This is a genomic window from Bacillus sp. FSL K6-0069 (assembly GCF_038007785.1).
Lineage (GTDB): Bacteria > Bacillota > Bacilli > Bacillales > Bacillaceae_G > Bacillus_A > Bacillus_A mobilis.
In genome coordinates, this window is record NZ_JBBOXN010000001.1 from 1,724,633 (window position 1) to 1,743,414 (window position 18,782).

Annotated in this window: 14 protein-coding genes, 1 riboswitch and 1 other annotated feature; of the genes, 9 read left to right on the forward strand and 5 right to left on the reverse strand. The window is 35.7% G+C overall.

What is annotated here, in order from left to right; translation table 11 throughout:
• Positions 1-6: 6 nt before the first annotated feature.
• A complete protein-coding gene (locus tag MHB74_RS08990; protein WP_061676607.1) occupies positions 7-945 on the reverse strand; it encodes an esterase/lipase family protein in 939 nt (312 codons plus the stop codon).
• A gap of 119 nt (positions 946-1,064) precedes the next feature.
• Between MHB74_RS08990 and cls the strand changes: the two genes are divergently transcribed.
• Complete coding sequence (gene cls / locus MHB74_RS08995) at positions 1,065-2,276, forward strand: cardiolipin synthase (RefSeq protein WP_061676608.1); 1,212 nt, start codon at positions 1,065-1,067, stop codon at positions 2,274-2,276.
• Positions 2,277-2,327: 51 nt separating this feature from the next.
• On the opposite strand, the gene pyrH is transcribed toward cls, so the two are convergent.
• Positions 2,328-3,071, reverse strand: coding sequence for a UMP kinase (pyrH, locus tag MHB74_RS09000; RefSeq protein WP_061676609.1), 744 nt, complete (start codon positions 3,069-3,071; stop codon positions 2,328-2,330).
• Positions 3,072-3,448: 377 nt separating this feature from the next.
• Here pyrH and MHB74_RS09005 point away from each other — a divergent pair, with 377 nt between their 5' ends.
• The 6 genes from MHB74_RS09005 (at position 3,449) to MHB74_RS09030 (ending at position 13,582) form a co-directional block, all read left to right on the forward strand.
• The gene (locus MHB74_RS09005) at positions 3,449-4,720 is read left to right on the forward strand and encodes a cation:dicarboxylate symporter family transporter (RefSeq protein WP_061676610.1); all 1,272 of its coding nucleotides are present in this window, start codon (positions 3,449-3,451) and stop codon (positions 4,718-4,720) included.
• Between the two features lie 24 nt (positions 4,721-4,744).
• On the forward strand, positions 4,745-6,184 hold the full coding sequence (gene aspA, locus MHB74_RS09010) for an aspartate ammonia-lyase (protein ID WP_061676611.1): 1,440 nt from the start codon (positions 4,745-4,747) through the stop codon (positions 6,182-6,184).
• A gap of 75 nt (positions 6,185-6,259) precedes the next feature.
• On the forward strand, positions 6,260-7,972 hold the full coding sequence (gene malS, locus MHB74_RS09015) for an oxaloacetate-decarboxylating malate dehydrogenase (RefSeq protein ID WP_061676678.1): 1,713 nt from the start codon (positions 6,260-6,262) through the stop codon (positions 7,970-7,972).
• A gap of 63 nt (positions 7,973-8,035) precedes the next feature.
• On the forward strand, positions 8,036-9,334 hold the full coding sequence (locus MHB74_RS09020) for a sensor histidine kinase (RefSeq protein WP_081110123.1): 1,299 nt from the start codon (positions 8,036-8,038) through the stop codon (positions 9,332-9,334).
• A gap of 2 nt (positions 9,335-9,336) precedes the next feature.
• On the forward strand, positions 9,337-10,269 hold the full coding sequence (locus tag MHB74_RS09025; protein WP_061676613.1) for a response regulator: 933 nt from the start codon (positions 9,337-9,339) through the stop codon (positions 10,267-10,269).
• A gap of 118 nt (positions 10,270-10,387) precedes the next feature.
• Complete coding sequence (locus MHB74_RS09030) at positions 10,388-13,582, forward strand: DEAD/DEAH box helicase (protein ID WP_061676614.1); 3,195 nt, start codon at positions 10,388-10,390, stop codon at positions 13,580-13,582.
• A 94-nt stretch (positions 13,583-13,676) separates the two neighbouring features.
• On the opposite strand, the gene MHB74_RS09035 is transcribed toward MHB74_RS09030, so the two are convergent.
• Positions 13,677-13,811: a DUF3934 family protein gene (locus tag MHB74_RS09035; RefSeq protein ID WP_061657016.1), complete on the reverse strand. Its 135-nt coding sequence runs from the start codon at positions 13,809-13,811 to the stop codon at positions 13,677-13,679.
• 405 nt (positions 13,812-14,216) lie between these two features.
• Positions 14,217-14,475, forward strand: a binding site (T-box leader).
• A gap of 70 nt (positions 14,476-14,545) precedes the next feature.
• Here MHB74_RS09035 and asnA point away from each other — a divergent pair.
• Both asnA and MHB74_RS09045 read left to right on the forward strand, forming a co-directional pair.
• On the forward strand, positions 14,546-15,529 hold the full coding sequence (asnA, locus tag MHB74_RS09040; RefSeq protein ID WP_061676615.1) for an aspartate--ammonia ligase: 984 nt from the start codon (positions 14,546-14,548) through the stop codon (positions 15,527-15,529).
• Positions 15,530-15,664: 135 nt separating this feature from the next.
• Complete coding sequence (locus MHB74_RS09045; protein WP_061676616.1) at positions 15,665-16,102, forward strand: helix-turn-helix domain-containing protein; 438 nt, start codon at positions 15,665-15,667, stop codon at positions 16,100-16,102.
• Positions 16,103-16,308: 206 nt separating this feature from the next.
• On the opposite strand, the gene MHB74_RS09050 is transcribed toward MHB74_RS09045, so the two are convergent.
• Positions 16,309-16,761, reverse strand: coding sequence for a VOC family protein (locus MHB74_RS09050; protein ID WP_061676617.1), 453 nt, complete (start codon positions 16,759-16,761; stop codon positions 16,309-16,311).
• 345 nt (positions 16,762-17,106) lie between these two features.
• On the reverse strand, positions 17,107-18,336 hold the full coding sequence (locus MHB74_RS09055; RefSeq protein WP_061676618.1) for an aspartate kinase: 1,230 nt from the start codon (positions 18,334-18,336) through the stop codon (positions 17,107-17,109).
• A gap of 199 nt (positions 18,337-18,535) precedes the next feature.
• Positions 18,536-18,722, reverse strand: a riboswitch (Lysine riboswitch).
• Positions 18,723-18,782 lie beyond the last annotated feature (60 nt).

Sequence of the window (18,782 nt, forward strand, 5' to 3'; positions counted from 1 at the left end):
CGTGCTTTAGAGTATCTTTTGTAATATAGGGATGCTTTTGTAGAGCACTTCGTTATGTGAAGCATGCACAATATATTGATTTCCCTCCAGAAGAAAAACGCTATGTAGAACAGCGTTACCATCACCATGTTTTGTAAGTATATCACCGACGACTTTGCCGTCTGTCCATTTCAGTTTGGAATGTGAAGGGACAACTTGTAAATATTGAATGGTTTCCTCTCCATCTCCGGCAATGAGTGTAGTTTCAATATTTCTTTTTTGTATCATAAATCTATTTTCATTTAATGCATCGAGGAAAGGGTTTTTCGTGTTCATCCTACTATAAGGAAGAAATGTAATCGAAGATCCAGATTTTACAAATAAATAATTTCCGTAATCTTTACACGGAATAACATCTTGTAATCCTGGAAAGTAAAGATGTATCGCCTCAACTGTATTCATGTTATGTAAGGTGCCTAAATAGTGAATGTATTGTTCCATATAAAAATGGACGATATTTATTTTAGAAGAGGCATGGACAGGAAGACTACCTCCAGTCCAATAACTATAATTTGCCGGAGATCCAGCGTTTGGTGTACAGAGTATAATAAGCTGATTCACATCATTTTTATATTCGTCACTTTGAACGTAAGTACGTCCAAGAAGCCCGCCCATACTATGACAAATGAGATTTAATTTATCGCAACCTGTAATTTTTTTCGCATAGGCAATCGTTTGTAATAAATATTTTTGTGTAGAAAAAACGATGCGCTGCCGCCAGTCATAAAAACAAATGAACAAGTCTTTATTTCGTTTGTACCCCATACTTTCTAACATCATGATGAACGGCTCATAAACAAACGCAGAAAGTCCAAAGCCCCAATTACCGGTACCTGGAATAATAATATTACTCATAGAACCGAAAAGCCCTGGAATAAAAACAATAGGGGTTTTTCCTTTTCTCATATTCTTCTCTCCTTTATCTGTTTAACATCGATAAAAAATTAAGAAATACATTTCGTATGAAAACATATTTAAATGAAACACTACGGAGTAGAAAGTAATTTGAGCGGAAGGAAATCAAAATGATAAAAAAAATATTGCGAGTTACTTCTATTATTATTGCGATTGTTATTTTTATATTAATTTGTATGCATATTGACGTTACGCTCGGAAGAAAAATGGAAGCCGGGAAAAACATGCCGACAGAGTATGCACCTCATCATAGTGACTTTCAATTATATGTAGAAGGGAAGTCATTTTATAAACAGTTATTTACTGATATAAAAGAAGCGAAACAATCTATTTACACGTACTTTTTTATTTTGTCGGATGATAAAAGTAGTCATACTTTTTTAAACTTATTAAAAGAGAAGGCAAAAGAAGGAGTAAACGTTTATTTATCAGTTGATCGCATTAATGATTTATCATTCGAAAGAAAGGTGATAAATGAATTGCGGGAAAGTGGTGTACATTTTACATATAGTAGAAAACCTCAATTGCCATTCGGATTTTATTCACTTCACCATCGCAATCATCGTCGTATTACGACGATTGATGGGGAGATTGGCTATACAGGTGGTTTTAATATAGGAGATGAGTACTTAGGAAAAGATAAGCGATTTGGATATTGGCGTGACTATCATGTGCGTCTTAAAGGAGAAGGAGCAAAAGATTTAGAAGAGCAATTCGCTTTAGATTGGAAACGAGATACGAAAGAACATATAAAAAGAAGTACGAATAAAGCGAGTAAAGGGAATACACTACATACGATGGTTAGCTACAATGGACATTACGTCGTTGAAAAATATATAGAGTTAATAACTCAGGCGAAGCATTCAATTGTCATTACAACACCTTATTTTATAGCGAAAAATAAAGAATTTATGAATGCTTTAATTGAAGCGAAAAAACGTGGTGTTACAGTAAAAATACTATGGTCATATAAACCAGATATTCCTCTTATTAAAGAAGCAGCGTATCCGTATATTCGTCAAGCTGTTAATAACGGGATTACGGTATATGGTTATAAAAAAGGTATGTTTCATGGAAAGTTAATGCTGATTGATAATGAACTAACTGTTATCGGCACAACGAACATAACTGCACGAAGTTTCTATATAAATGATGAGATGAATTTGTATATTCATGGTGGAACTATCGCTTCAGAAGTGAATAAGGCGTTAACAGAAGATTTTCGTGATTCAAAAGAAATGACGAAAGAGTTTTTTGAGAAGTTATCGTTTTGGGAGCGTTGTAAGGAAAAGTTGGGGGGATTGGCTGATTTCTATTTATAAAGGTTAATGAAAAAGGTGTCTTTTATAGACACCTTTTTTTATGGTAAATAGTTAGTTTTCATGCACAAGTAATGAAGCATCATCATTAATCAATGTCCCTACATGCTCACCTAAGCAAATTCTTTTCATTACACCAGGCTCATCAAAGTTAAAGACGTGTGCGGGTAAATTATAATCACGAGCAAGTAGTAAAGCGGCTTGATCCATGACTTGAATGTTTTGCCTAACAACATCGTTATAATTTAGTTTTCTATACATTTTCGCTGCTTTATTATGTTTTGGATCACTAGTAAAGACGCCATCTACTCCTTGTTTTGCCACTAATATTGCGTCACTATTCATTTCAATGGCTCTTTGAACACTTGGATAATCTGTCGTAACGAACGGTTGCCCGTTACCACCGCCAAAAATGACAACATAACCGTTATCTAAATGATGTACTGCTCTGAGGCGAATATAAGGCTCTGCTACTGCATTAAACGGGATGGAAGTCATAACACGTACTTCTCTATCTGTTTTACTTGTTAAAACGCCGCGAAGCATTAAGCTATTAATGATTGTACCTAATGTACCGATATTATCAGCTTCAACACGATCAATTCCCCATTCTTCAGCTAGATGACCTCTGAAAATGTTGCCACCGCCGATGACAATGGATACTTCGATACCTAAGTCAATAATGGATATAATTTCGTTTGCGATATGTTCTAATCGTTTGGAGTTAAAGCTATTTCCGGATTGATCAGCAAGTGCGCCGCCACTTAATTTAATTAAGACTCTTTTGTATGGCTTCATAACAATTCCCCCTATATAGATCGCAATAAAAAAGGAACAAAGGCAAATGCCTTTGTTCCTTTTTAAGAAAATGAAAAAGAAAAGAAAAAGATAGGACGAATTTTTGTACATAATTTTTCATACCATCCACTCCTTTTCATTTCGATTTGTTGTAAGTATATATCTTTTTGATTATACGAAACAATCTGATTACTTATCAAGTATATTTTATTTCTTTTTCACGAAAAGGTGTCAATGAAAAAGAAAAGAAAAATTTTCGAATTTTTTGTGACGAACTTGTAGGTTTTTGTATGATTTTGTAGGTTCACCTATATGATGTGTGTGTAAGGTTTTATAAATACGAAATGAAAGCGTTCGCATAAAGGGGATGAACATAAATGAAAAAATTCGGATTGGCAACACAAATTTTTGTTGCACTTGTTCTAGGGATTGTAGTAGGGGCAATCTTCTATGGTAATAAAACGGCGATTTCTTATATCACACCAATTGGGGATATATTTATTCACTTAATTAAAATGATTGTAGTACCAATTGTTATTTCAGCATTAATTGTCGCGGTAGCTGGTGTAGGCGACATGAAAAAGCTTGGGAAACTGGGCGGGAAGACGATTCTTTATTTCGAAATCATTACGACGATTGCTATCTTAATGGGATTACTTGCAGCGAATATATTCCAACCAGGTACTGGCGTTGATATGAGTAATTTACAGCAAAGTGATATTTCTTCTTATAAACAAACAGCAGATGCAACAGAGAAGAAAGGCTTTGCAGAAACGATTGTTCATATTGTACCGAAAAATATATTTGAGTCTATTACACAAGGTGACTTATTACCGATTATTTTCTTCTCCGTATTATTCGGTTTAGGAGTTGCGGCAATTGGAGACAAAGGAAAGCCTGTCTTTAACTTCTTTGAAGGTGTACTCGAAGCGATGTTTTGGGTTACAAATCAAGTTATGAAATTTGCACCATTTGGTGTATTCGCATTAATTGCGGTTACGGTTGCAAAATTTGGTGTAGCAACACTACTTCCTTTAGGAAAACTAGTGCTAGCTGTATACGTAACTGTTATACTATTCGTTGTGATTGTATTAGGTATTAATGCACGAATGGTTGGCGTAAACATTTTTACATTAATGAAAATTTTAAAAGAAGAACTTATTCTTTCATTTACGACAGCAAGTTCAGAAGCTGTTTTACCTAATATAATGAGAAAAATGGAAGAGTTCGGTTGTCCAAAGGCAGTTGCCTCTTTCGTAATTCCGACAGGTTATACATTTAACTTGACTGGATCGGCTATTTATCAAGCTTTAGCGGCATTGTTTGTTGCACAAATGTACGGTGTGCACATGTCACTGACAGAGCAAATTACGTTATTATTCGTTCTCATGTTAACATCCAAGGGTATGGCGGGAGTTCCAGGTGCATCATTCGTTGTTGTATTAGCAACGTTAGGTTCAATGGGATTACCACTAGAAGGTATCGCGTTAATTGCGGGAATTGACCGCATTTTAGATATGATTCGCTCATCTGTCAATGTATTAGGAAATGCATTAGCGGCCATTGTTATGTCGAAGTGGGAAGGCGAATTCGATAATGAGAAAGCAAAACAATATGTAGAAACAGTCAAAGAAACAAAAGCAGCATAAGAAATCGTTAAGGAGTGAATAATCATGGCAACATTAACTGAAGTTAAAAATGGTGTTCGAATTGAAAAAGATTTTTTAGGTGAAAAAGAAGTACCAAACTATGCATACTATGGCGTACAGACTATGCGTGCAGTAGAAAACTTCCCAATTACAGGATACAAAATCCATGAAGGCTTAATTAAAGCATTCGCAATTGTAAAAAAAGCTGCAGCGCTTGCTAATACAGATGTAGGAAGATTGGAATTGAACAAGGGCGGCGCGATCGCAGAAGCCGCTCAAGAAATTCTTGATGGAAAATGGCATGATCATTTCATCGTAGATCCAATCCAAGGCGGAGCAGGTACTTCAATGAACATGAATGCAAATGAAGTCATGGCCAATCGTGCTCTTGAATTATTAGGAATGGAAAAGGGAGACTATCATTATATTAGTCCAAATAGTCATGTGAACATGGCGCAATCAACAAACGATGCATTCCCAACGGCGATTCATATTGCAACATTAAACGCATTAGAAGGTTTATTACAAACGATGGGTTATATGCACGATGTATTTGAATTAAAAGCAGAACAGTTCGATCATGTGATTAAAATGGGTCGTACACATTTACAAGACGCTGTGCCAATTCGTCTTGGTCAAGAATTTAAAGCATACTCTCGCGTACTTGAACGTGATATGAAACGTATTAAGCAATCACGTCAACATCTATATGAAGTAAATATGGGAGCAACTGCAGTTGGTACAGGATTAAATGCAGATCCAGAATATATTGAAGCAGTTGTAAAACATTTAGCTGCAATCAGTGAATTACCACTTGTTGGTGCAGAAGACTTAGTAGATGCAACGCAAAATACGGATGCATATACAGAAGTATCAGCAGCACTTAAAGTGTGTATGATGAATATGTCTAAAATTGCAAATGACCTTCGCTTAATGGCATCAGGTCCACGCGTTGGTTTAGCGGAAATTATGCTACCAGCTCGTCAACCAGGTTCATCAATTATGCCAGGGAAAGTAAATCCTGTTATGCCAGAAGTAATTAACCAAATTGCGTTCCAAGTAATTGGTAACGACCATACAATTTGCCTTGCTTCAGAAGCAGGACAACTAGAATTAAACGTTATGGAACCAGTACTTGTATTCAACTTACTTCAATCTATTAGCATTATGAATAATGGTTTCCGTGCCTTTACAGATAATTGCTTAAAAGGAATTGAAGCAAATGAAGATCGCTTAAAAGAGTATGTTGAGAAGAGTGTAGGAATTATTACAGCCGTGAACCCTCATATCGGTTATGAAGCAGCAGCTCGCGTTGCGAAAGAAGCAATTGCAACAGGGCAATCCGTTCGAGAACTTTGTGTGAAAAATGGTGTATTGTCACAAGAAGACTTAGAGTTAATTCTAGATCCATTCGAAATGACACACCCAGGGATTGCAGGAGCAACTCTTTTAAAGAAAAATTAAAAGAAGAGGGGGGACAAGCCCCTCTTTTTTGTTTACAATATAGAAATGCTATATATGAATAGAGGTAGGGATGTTATGAGTAAGTTTACAGTAGCTTCTAATGGTTCATTAGAAACGACATTAAGAGGAGTAGAAGTATTATCAACACCACTTTTAAATAAAGGGGTCGCTTTCACGCAAGAAGAGAGAGAAGAATTAGGTTTAAAAGGGTTATTACCGCCAGCAGTTTTAACGTTAGAAGAACAAGCACGCCGAGCATATGAACAATTTTGTTCTCAGCCGGATGATTTATTAAAGAATGTATACTTAACGGCATTGCATGATCGAAATGAAGTATTATTTTATCGTATATTAACAAATCATTTACGTGAAATGTTACCGATCGTATATACACCAACTGTTGGTGTAGCAATTCAAAGATATAGTCATGAATATCGTAAACCACGTGGTGTGTATTTATCAATTAACGATCCGTCAGGTATTGAAGAAGCATTCGCCAATATTGGTGCAACAGCAGAAAATATTGATTTAGTCGTTGTAACAGATGGAGAAGGCATACTTGGAATTGGTGACTGGGGCGTTGGTGGTATTAACATCGCAATCGGAAAACTAGCTGTTTATACGGCCGCGGTTGGAATCGATCCTAGTCGTGTATTACCGGTAATTCTAGACGTAGGTACAAATCGTGAAGAACTATTAAATAATCCATTTTATATTGGAAATCGTCACCCTCGTATAACTGGTGAAGCTTATGATGAGTTTATTGATACGTTTGTACAAGCGGTAAATAAGCAATTCCCGAAAGCACTATTACATTGGGAAGACTTTAGTTCTCGAAATGCACGAAAAATTTTAGATAAATATCGTCATGATATTTGTACATTTAATGATGATATTCAAGGTACAGGTGCAGTTTCTCTTGCTGCTGTATTATCGGCAGTGAAAGCTTCAGGTGTACCGTTAAGTGAACACCGCGTTGTTGTATTTGGTGCTGGGACGGCTGGGATCGGTATCGCAGATCAAGTTAGAGATGCAATGGTCCGCGTAGGCGTATCAGAAGAAGAATCATATAAGCGTTTCTGGTGTATTGATCGTAACGGGTTAGTTACAGATAATATGGAAGATCTTCTTGATTTCCAAATGCCGTATGCACGAAAAGAAGTGGAAGTAAGTGAGTGGAAACAAAATGATGTGATCGGACTTGCTGAAGTTGTGAAACATGTAAAACCGACAATTTTAATTGGTACATCAACGGTTGCAGGAGCATTTAAAGAAGAGATTATTAAAGAAATGGCTTCTCACGTAGAAAGACCAATCATTTTACCAATGTCGAATCCGACGCCACTTGCTGAAGCGAAACCAGCTGATCTAATCGAGTGGACAGAAGGAAAAGCATTAGTAGCAACAGGAAGTCCATTTGAACCAGTTATATATAACGGTGTAACGTATGTGATTGGACAATCAAATAATGCACTTATTTTCCCAGGGCTTGGCCTTGGAACAATTGTTGTACGTGCAAGCGTCATGACGGATGGAATGTTCGCAGCAGCTGCTGAAGCGGTTGCAAGCATGGTAGACACAAGTCAGCCAGGAGCACCTATTTTGCCAGAAGTTGAAGAGTTACGTAATATCTCGGAAATGGTTGCAATTGAAGTAGCGAAAGTTGCTGTTGCAGAAGGTGTAGCTAGAGAGAATTTAAGTGATAACGATATCAAGATTGCAGTGAAAGAAGCAATCTGGGAGCCTGAGTATCGCCAAATAAAAGCGGTAGAAAAGGTTAGCATATAGAAATAAAGCCCGTTTATTATATAAGCGGGCTTTCATTTTTACTACTGACAAAAAGTATAGGAAGTGGCACCTTTGAATTGGAATCAGTTATGGAAGAAAGATATATCCCTTTTAATTATATTAATGGTTGTTGTTCCGATTGCTGGAGAGCTTAATTTTCATCCTTTTAACGATACGTTTCGCGTTAGTTTTGGGACACCGCTTTTCTTCTTTTTATTACTATTTTTAAGAAGAATACCAGCGGCAGCTGCAGGTATTCTTGTCGGTATATGTGTCGTTTTATTCCGCGTATGTCTTGACTGGGTTATGCAAGGGTCATTTCATATGACAGAATCATTTTATTTGCGTTATCCTGTGTTCTTTTATTATTTTATTTATGGAAGTCTTTTTTCATTTTGTAGGGTGAATAAGTTTCATCAGAAACCAATCGTTATTGGTTGCCTTGGAATTACAATTGAAATTATCGCAAGTATGTCAGAACTAGCGATTTATCATATGGTCGTGCTCGGTACAACGATAACAGTTTCTGAAGTAAATAAACTTATCATTATTGCTATTTTCCGTAGTTTCTTTGCACTAGGCTTTTTAAATATGATGATTTTATATGAAACGAAATTAAAAGAATCGCAAGTTCGAAAAGAAAATGAAAAAATGTTCATGCACCTTTCAAATTTATATGTAGAATCAGTTCATTTGAAAAAAACGTTACAAAATGCAGAATTGATTACACAAGAAGCGTATCAACTATATCGAAATTTACAGACAGGCGATGATTCCAGTAGTAAAACAGCATTGAAAATAGCAGGAGAAGTGCATGAAATTAAAAAAGATAATCAAAGGATTTTTGCGGGGTTATCTAAACTGCTATTAGATAAAAATGTGGCGGAGTATGTAGAAGGTCATGAGCTTACAGAAATGATCGTAAGAATAAATGAAAAGTATGCTGAAATGCTAGGTAAAGATATACGTTTTTCTAAACATATAGAGGGTGAACACGCTGCATACCACGTGTATACAGTGCTATCAATCTTTAATAACTTAGTTGCGAATGCAGTGGAAGCAATTGAAGATAGAGGTCTTATTCATATAAAATTATATAAACGAGAGCAACATGTAGTCTTTGAAGTAATTGACGATGGCCCTGGTATAGCACAAAAGTATAAGAAATTAGTATTTAAGCCCGGGTTTACGTCCAAGTATGATCAAACAGGAACACCGTCAACAGGGATTGGACTTTCTTACATACATGAAATGGTAACAGAGCTCGGCGGAGAAGTAAGGTTAGAAGATAATGAAACCGGAAAAGGGTGTAAGTTTATCGTTTGTTTACCGGAGTGCAGTTTAAAGCGGGAAGGGGAATAGGTTTGTTTTATTATATCGTAGATGATGATGAAGTTTTCCGTTCAATGCTTTCGCAAATTATTGAGGATGGCGACCTTGGGGAAGTAATTGGAGAATCGGAAGATGGAGCTTTTGTTGAAGCAGAACAGTTAAATTATAAAAAAGTGGATATTTTATTTATTGATTTACTTATGCCGATGAGAGATGGCATTGAAACAGTTCGCCAAATAGCGTCTTCATTCAATGGGAAAATTATTATGATTTCTCAAGTTGAATCGAAACAGCTCATTGGTGAGGCATATACACTTGGTGTGGAATATTATATTACGAAACCACTAAACAAAATTGAAGTTGAATCTGTCGTACGAAAAGTAATGGAACGGATTCGCTTGGAGCGTTCCATACATGATATTCAAAAATCATTGAATAACGTGTTTCAGTGGGAGCAGCCGCAAATGCGCAATGAACCGGTGCAAGAAGCAAAAAAGATAGCAGATTCCGGACGCTTCTTACTAGCAGAACTCGGTATTGCGGGAGAGAATGGAAGTAAAGATTTACTTAGTATGCTGGAATATTTATACGGACAAGAAAAGGCGCAAACATTTGAATTTGGATTTCCTGCGTTAAAAGACATTTTTCACCAAATCACATTAAAAAAATTAGATCATATAGCTTCAGATGTAGATATAGATAAGGAGAGAAAAGCATCTGAACAACGTGTAAGAAGAGCGATTTATCAATCATTGAATCATTTAGCTTCACTCGGACTAACAGACTTTTCAAATCCAAAATTTGAAAGCTATGCCCCGAAATTTTTTGATTTTACTGTAGTGAGAAAACGAATGACAGAAATGACAAAGGATGAAATAGCGACTTCTGGACATATACGAATTAATACGAAAAAATTTATTCAAGTGTTGTATTTTGAGGCGAAAAGGTTGATGGAGATAGAGTGAAGAAGGTGCTTATAAATAAGCATCTTTTTTTGTTCAATCAACATTTTATATTTTCTCGTTAAGCATGTAAAATGTTAAGTAAGAGAAAATGGTTTTACATTAAGGAAGTGTCAAAACAATGAGTTTTACATTAAATAAATCGATTATTAAAGAAGTGTGCGGAGAGACCTCATATAAAAGAGGCGAAGCTTATTATAAGGCAAATAAAGTAATCGTGAATCATTATGATGAAAAGAAAGAAATTTGTGAGGCGACGGTAAAAGGGAATGAAGATTTTCATGTTACAGTAGAAAAAGCTAAAAAAGGTGATGTAGTTGCTAGATGTAGTTGTCCTTCATTAGCGTCTTTTCAAACATACTGTCAACATGTTGCAGCCGTACTAATACAAATAAATTATAACCAGCAAACGGGTGGAATGGGCCCTGTTAGTAGTAAAAATGATCAATTAACAAACGGGATGTTTCAGTTGTTTGCAGACAAACCACTGCGGCCAAAAAGTAAACAACACCGTTTTGATACACGTGAAATATTAGATGTTTCGTTTATATGTTCACCAGTAGCTACGAAAAGTGGTGGGGCCCTTCTTGGAATTCAGTTAAAACTTGCGAAAACATATGTTATAAATCATATTAGAGAATTTCTTTCTAAAGTGGAGAAAAGAGAGAATTTTCATTGCTCTAATGAATTTACATACACGCCAGATGTACACAGCTTTAAACAAGAAACGGATACAATTATACAACAACTCATTAAAATATATCATAACGAAAAAATGTATGAAGATACGTTAGAAGTACATGCGAAACAAGATGAAAGTATGATATTCATACCGCCAGCTTCATGGCAAGATATGCTCTCTTCACTTACTAAAGTTGAGTATGTACAGCTGAAACAAAATGAGCAGCTGTTTCATGGCTTGCAAATGTCAAACGGTTTATTGCCATTACATTTTGAATTTACGAAAGGAAATAATGGTGGATTCACACTTCATATAGACGGCTTAAATCGTGTTCAAGTGATGGACATGTATAACAACGCTCTTTATGATGGGAAACTATATCATTTACCTATAGAAGATTGTATGCGACTTATCGAACTACAAAAGATGATGAGTCGCTCAAATAGCAATCAGTTTTATATTCCTGAAAATAAGATGGAACATTTTGTAGCGAAAGTTGTACCAGGATTAATGAAACTTGGAACGGTACGCATTGATGAAGTCATATCCGATCGTGTTGAAACACCGTCTCTAAAAGCAAAGTTGTATTTAGATCGAGTAAAAAATCGTTTGTTAGCAGGACTTGAATTCCATTATGGAAACGTCGTGATTAATCCGCTAGAAGAAGACGGGCAGCCGTCTGTTTTTAATCGGGATGAGAAAAAGGAAAAAGAGATTTTAGACGTTATGAGTGAAAGTGCCTTCGCGAAAACAGAAGGCGGTTATTTTATGCATAATGAAGAAGCTGAGTATAACTTTTTATATCATGTCGTTCCAACGTTAAAAGGCTTAGTTGATATTTACGCGACAACAGCAATTAAATTACGCATTCATAAAGGGGATACAGCACCTCTTATTAGGGTAAGAAGAAAAGAAAGAATTGATTGGTTATCGTTTCGTTTTGATATAAAAGGAATACCGGAAGCGGAAATTAAAGGTGTATTAGTGGCTCTTGAAGAGAAACGCAAATATTACCGATTAGCGAATGGTTCTTTATTGTCACTAGAGAGCAAAGAGTTTAATGAAATTAATCAGTTTGTAAAAGAATCAGGTATTCGAAAAGAATTTTTACATGGGGAAGAAGTGAATGTTCCGCTTATTCGGAGTGTAAAATGGATGAACGGACTTCACGAAGGTCATGTTTTAAGTTTAGATGAGTCTGTTCAAGATTTAGTTGAAAGCATTCAAAACCCGAAAAAATTAAAGTTTACAGTGCCGCAAACTTTACATGCTGTAATGAGAGAGTATCAAGTATACGGATTCGAGTGGATGAAAACACTTGCCTATTATCGTTTTGGCGGTATTTTAGCAGACGATATGGGACTTGGAAAAACGCTACAAAGTATTGCTTTTATAGATTCTGTTTTGCCTGAAATTCGGGAGAAGAAGCTACCTATATTAGTCGTTTCACCGTCCTCGCTCGTCTACAATTGGTTTAGTGAATTGAAAAAATTCGCCCCGCATATTAGAGCGGTTATTGCAGATGGAACTCAAACAGAACGACGGAAAATTTTAAAGGACGTAGCGGAATTTGATGTTGTAATTACGTCATATCCGTTACTGAGAAGAGATATAAGATCGTATGCGAGGCCGTTTCATACACTATTTCTTGATGAAGCACAGGCGTTTAAAAATCCTACAACGCAAACTGCAAGAGCAGTGAAAACTATTCAAGCTGAGCATCGTTTCGGACTAACGGGAACGCCTGTCGAAAATTCATTAGAAGAGCTATGGTCTATCTTCCATGTCGTCTTTCCGGAATTATTACCGGGAAGAAAAGAATTCGGTGATTTAAGGCGCGAAGATATAGCGAAGCGCGTTAAACCTTTCGTATTACGACGATTAAAAGAAGACGTATTACAGGAGCTTCCAGATAAAATAGAGCACTTACAGTCATCGGAGTTATTACCAGATCAAAAGAGACTATATGCTGCTTATTTAGCGAAATTAAGGGAAGAAACGTTAAAGCATTTAGATAAAGATACGTTACGTAAAAATAAAATTAGAATTTTAGCTGGCTTAACGAGATTACGACAAATTTGTAATCATCCCGCTTTATTCGTTGATGATTATAAGGGGAGTTCAGCTAAATTTGAGCAATTGCTAGAGATACTAGAGGAATGCAGAAGTACTGGTAAGAGAATTTTAATCTTTTCTCAATTTACGAAGATGCTGTCCATTATTGGCCGTGAGTTAAATCGTCAAGCGATTCCATACTTTTATTTAGACGGAAATACACCTTCGCAAGAACGTGTAGAGCTATGTGACCGCTTTAACGAAGGAGAAGGGGACCTGTTTCTCATTTCTTTAAAAGCTGGTGGTACAGGTCTAAATTTAACGGGTGCTGATACGGTTATATTGTACGACTTATGGTGGAATCCAGCTGTTGAACAACAAGCAGCAGATAGAGCATATCGAATGGGACAAAAAAATACGGTACAAGTTATTAAGTTAGTGGCCCACGGAACCATTGAGGAAAAAATGCATGAACTGCAAGAAAGTAAGAAAAATTTAATAGCTGAAGTGATTGAGCCAGGAGAAGAGAAATTGTCTTCAATTACTGAGGAAGAAATACGAGATATTTTAATGATTTAATAAAAAAGCTATGCTTTCACATGTATGAGAGCATAGCTTTTTTAGTGTAATAATTATAAATTGTTTTGAACAAAGTAAAGAGATAATACAGAATTTACTTTTTATTCCCTTTACTTTTATATGGCTTGGCAGCTGCCTTTTTCTTTGCACTTGATTGCCAACGATTCCATCCTTTACTTCCTGTACCTTGTCCTACACCTTTTTTCGGTTTTGCTTTCGTTTTACTCATATGATCACTCCGTTATATAAAAATCTTATTTGATAATAGTCAATGATTTAGAACATACTCTTTATAAATGACTATGTTTACTTTAAGTAAAAATAAACTGCTTGAATGCTATAGTATAACACGAATTTGCACGTAAACTGAAAGGAATTACAAAGAAAATGAAAATAATACGAAATACTGCGGATTCTATATTTCGAACGATTACATTACTTGTTGTGTATATGTTAGTCTCGGTTAGTGAAACGTTTTTTGGATTGACGAGACAGAAAAAGTAAAGATGTTAAATTAGCAACAATCAATAAAGCCGTAAAATAAAGAATTGAAAAATATTTTTAAATTTTTGTTGACTTTCTTTATTTTTTGTATAGAATAATCATTAATAAAATGTTTCAGAGATGTGACAACAAAACGACTATGAAAGGACGAGTAGTAGTAGGATGTAGTCTAAGCGAGTCAGGGGTGGTGTGAGCCTGATACGAAGCCTATTATGAAGAACCTCCTGGAGTTGCTAACCGAAATCCTTTACAGGAAAGTAGACTTAGCCGGGAACTTCGCCGTTACAAGAAGAACAGTATCGAGATATTTTATCTCCGTATTGTATAAGTGAGCAACCTCTGTTGCTAATTTGGGTGGTACCGCGGAACCAAAGCCTTTCGTCCCAGTTTTTTGGGAAAGAAGGGCTTTTTTTGTTGGCTTCTTTTCACAACATCCAAACATTTTAGGAGGAAACCACCATGTATCAATCATTAATGACAGTAAGAGAGACTCAAATCGCAATTAAGGAAGTTAAAACATTTTTCGAGGATCAATTAGCAAAACGCCTTGAACTATTCCGCGTATCTGCACCATTATTCGTAACGAAAAAATCAGGATTAAATGATCACCTAAACGGTGTAGAACGTCCAATTGAATTTGATATGTTACACTCAGGAGAAGAATTAGAAATTGTTCATTCACTAGCGAAATGGAAAAGATTCGCATTACATGAATATGGATATGAAGCTGGTGAAGGTTTATATACAAACATGAACGCGATTCGTCGTGATGAAGAACTTGATGCAACACATTCCATTTACGTTGACCAATGGGATTGGGAAAAAATCGTTCAAAAAGAATGGCGTACTGTAGATTACTTACAAAAAACAGTACAAACAATTTATGGAATATTCAAAGATTTAGAAGATCACTTATTTGAAAAGTATCCGTTCCTTGGAAAGTATTTACCAGAAGAAATTGTTTTCATCACTTCCCAAGAACTAGAAGATAAATATCCAGAATTAACACCGAAAGATCGTGAACATGCAATTGCAAAAGAACACGGTGCAGTCTTCATTATCGGAATTGGTGATGCACTTCGTTCAGGTGAAAAGCATGATGGGCGCGCAGCTGATTATGATGATTGGAAATTAAACGGTGACATTTTATTCTGGCACCCAGTATTACAATCTTCATTCGAATTATCATCAATGGGAATTCGTGTTGATAGCAAATCACTTGATGAGCAATTAACGAAAACAGGTGAAGATTTCAAACGTGAGTACGATTTCCATAAAGGTATTTTAGAAGACGTACTACCATTAACAATTGGCGGTGGTATTGGACAATCAAGAATGTGCATGTACTTCTTACGAAAAGCACATATCGGTGAAGTTCAATCTTCTGTATGGCCTGACGATTTACGTGAAGCTTGCAAGAAAGAAAACATTCATCTGTTTTAATAGAAGAGAGAGAATAACTCAAAGAGTTATTCTCTCTTTTTTATTGTGTAAACGAATGGTTTACAGTGGATTTTACCAATAGTTTCTTTCTTTTTTATCTCCTATTATGTAATAATTTGTTAAAGGGGGGGCGTTATGAGCTTAGGACAACAACTTAAAAGATTACGAGAGTCAAAAGGTTTTTCACAGGAAGATGTTGCTAAAAAGATTGGTATAACGAGGCAAGCAGTGTATAAGTGGGAACATGATAAAAGTTGCCCGGATATTGAAAATTTGATTTTATTGAGTGAAATGTATAATGTTACGCTCGATGAGTTAATAAAAGGGAACCAAAATTTAAAAGAGAAAATACATATTGAGGAAGATGAGGATTTTGAGAAAGAGAATGAGTTTGGTTTTTATATTGGATTTGGTTTGCTAATTGTTAGTGCTTTCGTTGATTATGAAGGAATGCAAGAGATATTATTAGGAATTGCACTATTCATGATGGTTTTTTACTCTGACGTAAAGAAAGTTATGTTGAATGAGTTCAAATCGTTTTTCAAAAGAAAAGATATATATGATAAGAAGTGAGAAGCGTAAGTTATATTTCCTAGGAAAGAGTATAGCAAGTGAAAAATTGTTATATAATGTTTTTTTGATGTCGATAGTATGTTAAAAAGCTCAAATAAGCATAACCCCGTTCTAAAGTTAGAACGGGGTTGAAAATCTAAGTTTTATGAAGCAAGAATTTCTTTCAAATATTTTTACTTTAGTAAAGACTTCTTATAAAACATTACTTATTTATTACCGAGTTCTTCTGCTAAACCAATTAAAATCCCCTCGGTTCCACGAATGTAGCAAAGTCGATACGAGTTCTCGTACTGAACTACTTCGCCAACGAGCTGAGCACCGTGCTTAGTAAGTCTGGATACCATTTCGTCAATGTCTTCAACGGTGAACATGACGCGCAAATAACCGAGGGCATTTACAGGAGCTGTCCGGTGATCTGCAATAGTAGGTGGTGTGAGAAATCGCGAAAGTTCAATTCGGCTATGGCCATCTGGGGTTACCATCATAGCAATCTCCACGCACTGAGAACCGAGTCCGGTTACGCGACCAGCCCATTCACCTTCGACAGTAGCGCGTCCTTCTAGTTTTAATCCAATCTCTTCGAAGAAAGATATTGCGTTATCAAGAGATTCTACAACGATGCTGACATTGTCCATTCTTAGTAATTTGTTGTTTGCCATAGTTTTTATCTCCTTATATGTAGAAATGTATTATTTAATTCTCCCCATAATTATACTAAAGTTCCTTCTAAACAAAAAACACCTTGTCACAGTGTAGGAAAGTGTGACAAGGTGTTTTCAGTATAGTATATAATATCTTATTAACGAACAACACTTCGTAAACCCTCTACTATTGAAATACGCGTGAACTTTCTTTCGTGAATGCTATTATTGTAAGAATTTGATAATGTAGTTTTTATTCGGTAATATAACTTCGACTTCCCCGCAAAATATTCCCATCCTATTTCTATTAATATAGGTAGGAAATAGATTCATATAATTTGTTTTAAGTTTTACTAGTGGAAATTAACTCATCTGCACTAAAGGCTCAATTTTCGCCATAAATGATTGATGCAGCGCCTCGACACCTGTTACTAAATGAAGGCGGTCAATAACGACAGACACTTTAATTTCTGATGTACTTACCATTTTAATATGAATATCTTCTTCTTTTAAAGTAGAGAACATATTCGCAGCAACACCCGGATTAGAGACCATACCAGATCCTACAATTGATACTTTTGCTAAATGATTTTCATATTCTACAGATTCATATTGTAATGTTTCTTGATGTTGTTCTAATACCTCTAATGTTTCTTTTAAATCATTAGAATGGATTGAGAAGGAGAGGTGAACAGTTCCTTCATTTGTAATACTTTGAATGATGATATCTACATTAATATGTGCCGCTGCTAATGTAGAGAAGACTGTTGAAAGTGAACCGTGTTCCAATCCTTTCATTGTGACGCGTGTAATATTATCTTCAAATGCAATACCTTTAACGATTGATTGTTGTTCCATGTTACATTCTCCTTTTACAATTGTTCCGTTTTCTTGTTCCATACTTGAGCGAACTTCTAAAATGACATTATGATTTTTAGCAAATTCAACAGCACGTGGGTGTAATACACCAGCACCGAGATTCGCTAGTTCTAACATTTCATCATAAGAAATTTCATCTAATTTATAAGCATCTTTTACAACTCTTGGGTCCGTCGTATATACACCGGTCACATCCGTGTAAATATCACATTTTTTTGCTTTCAGTGCAGCAGCTAATGCAACAGCTGTTGTATCAGAACCACCGCGTCCAAGCGTTGTAATTTCATGGTTTTCACTAACTCCTTGGAAGCCAGCTACAATAACAATCGTACCTTCAGTAAGATAAGATTGAATTCGATCTGTATGAATGTCAGTAATCCGTGCACTACTATGTACAGATTCTGTCGTAATACCAACTTGCCATCCTGTTAATGAAATCGCGTTATAACCTTTTGCTTGTAGTGCCATCGTTAATAATGAAATAGTTACTTGTTCTCCTGTAGATAGAAGCATATCCATTTCGCGTTTACTCGGATTTTCTGAAATCGCGTTAGCAAGTGCGACAAGTTCATCTGTGCTCTTTCCCATTGCCGAAACGACAGAGACGATATTATGTCCTCGTTCATATTCTTCAATAATTAAATTTGCTACATGTTGAATACGCTCAACACTTCCGACAGAAGTGCCACCAAATTTTTGTACAATCGTTTCCATTACGAATTCCTTCTTTCATCCATTTTTAAGAATAGATTAGGACATATATAAATCCCAATATTCCTGTAGTTACCAGAGAAAAACAAAAAACACCATCTCAAATAAGTGAGGATGGTGCTGTTACAGGAAAAGGGAAACAGAAAACGGAGCTAATAAAAAAACCGCCAAAAAAGGAATATCATAAAAATGATATCTCTTTTTTGTAGATAGCTCTTCATACATACACTTCTGTACATATGACAGTTCTGTTTCTATTCGAAAACAGCCCCAATCGATAAATGCAGAGAAAATTATCGATTTCGGCAATACTTCCTTTCGTCTAATTTCATAGACATCTCTGTGTCTCCATTAGAATAATCATAAGTATCGCAACCTCTATCTCACGTTTTAGGCGAGAGTGTTTGATTTATAAAGTTGTTGGTAACATTTGTTTTATAATAATTTAA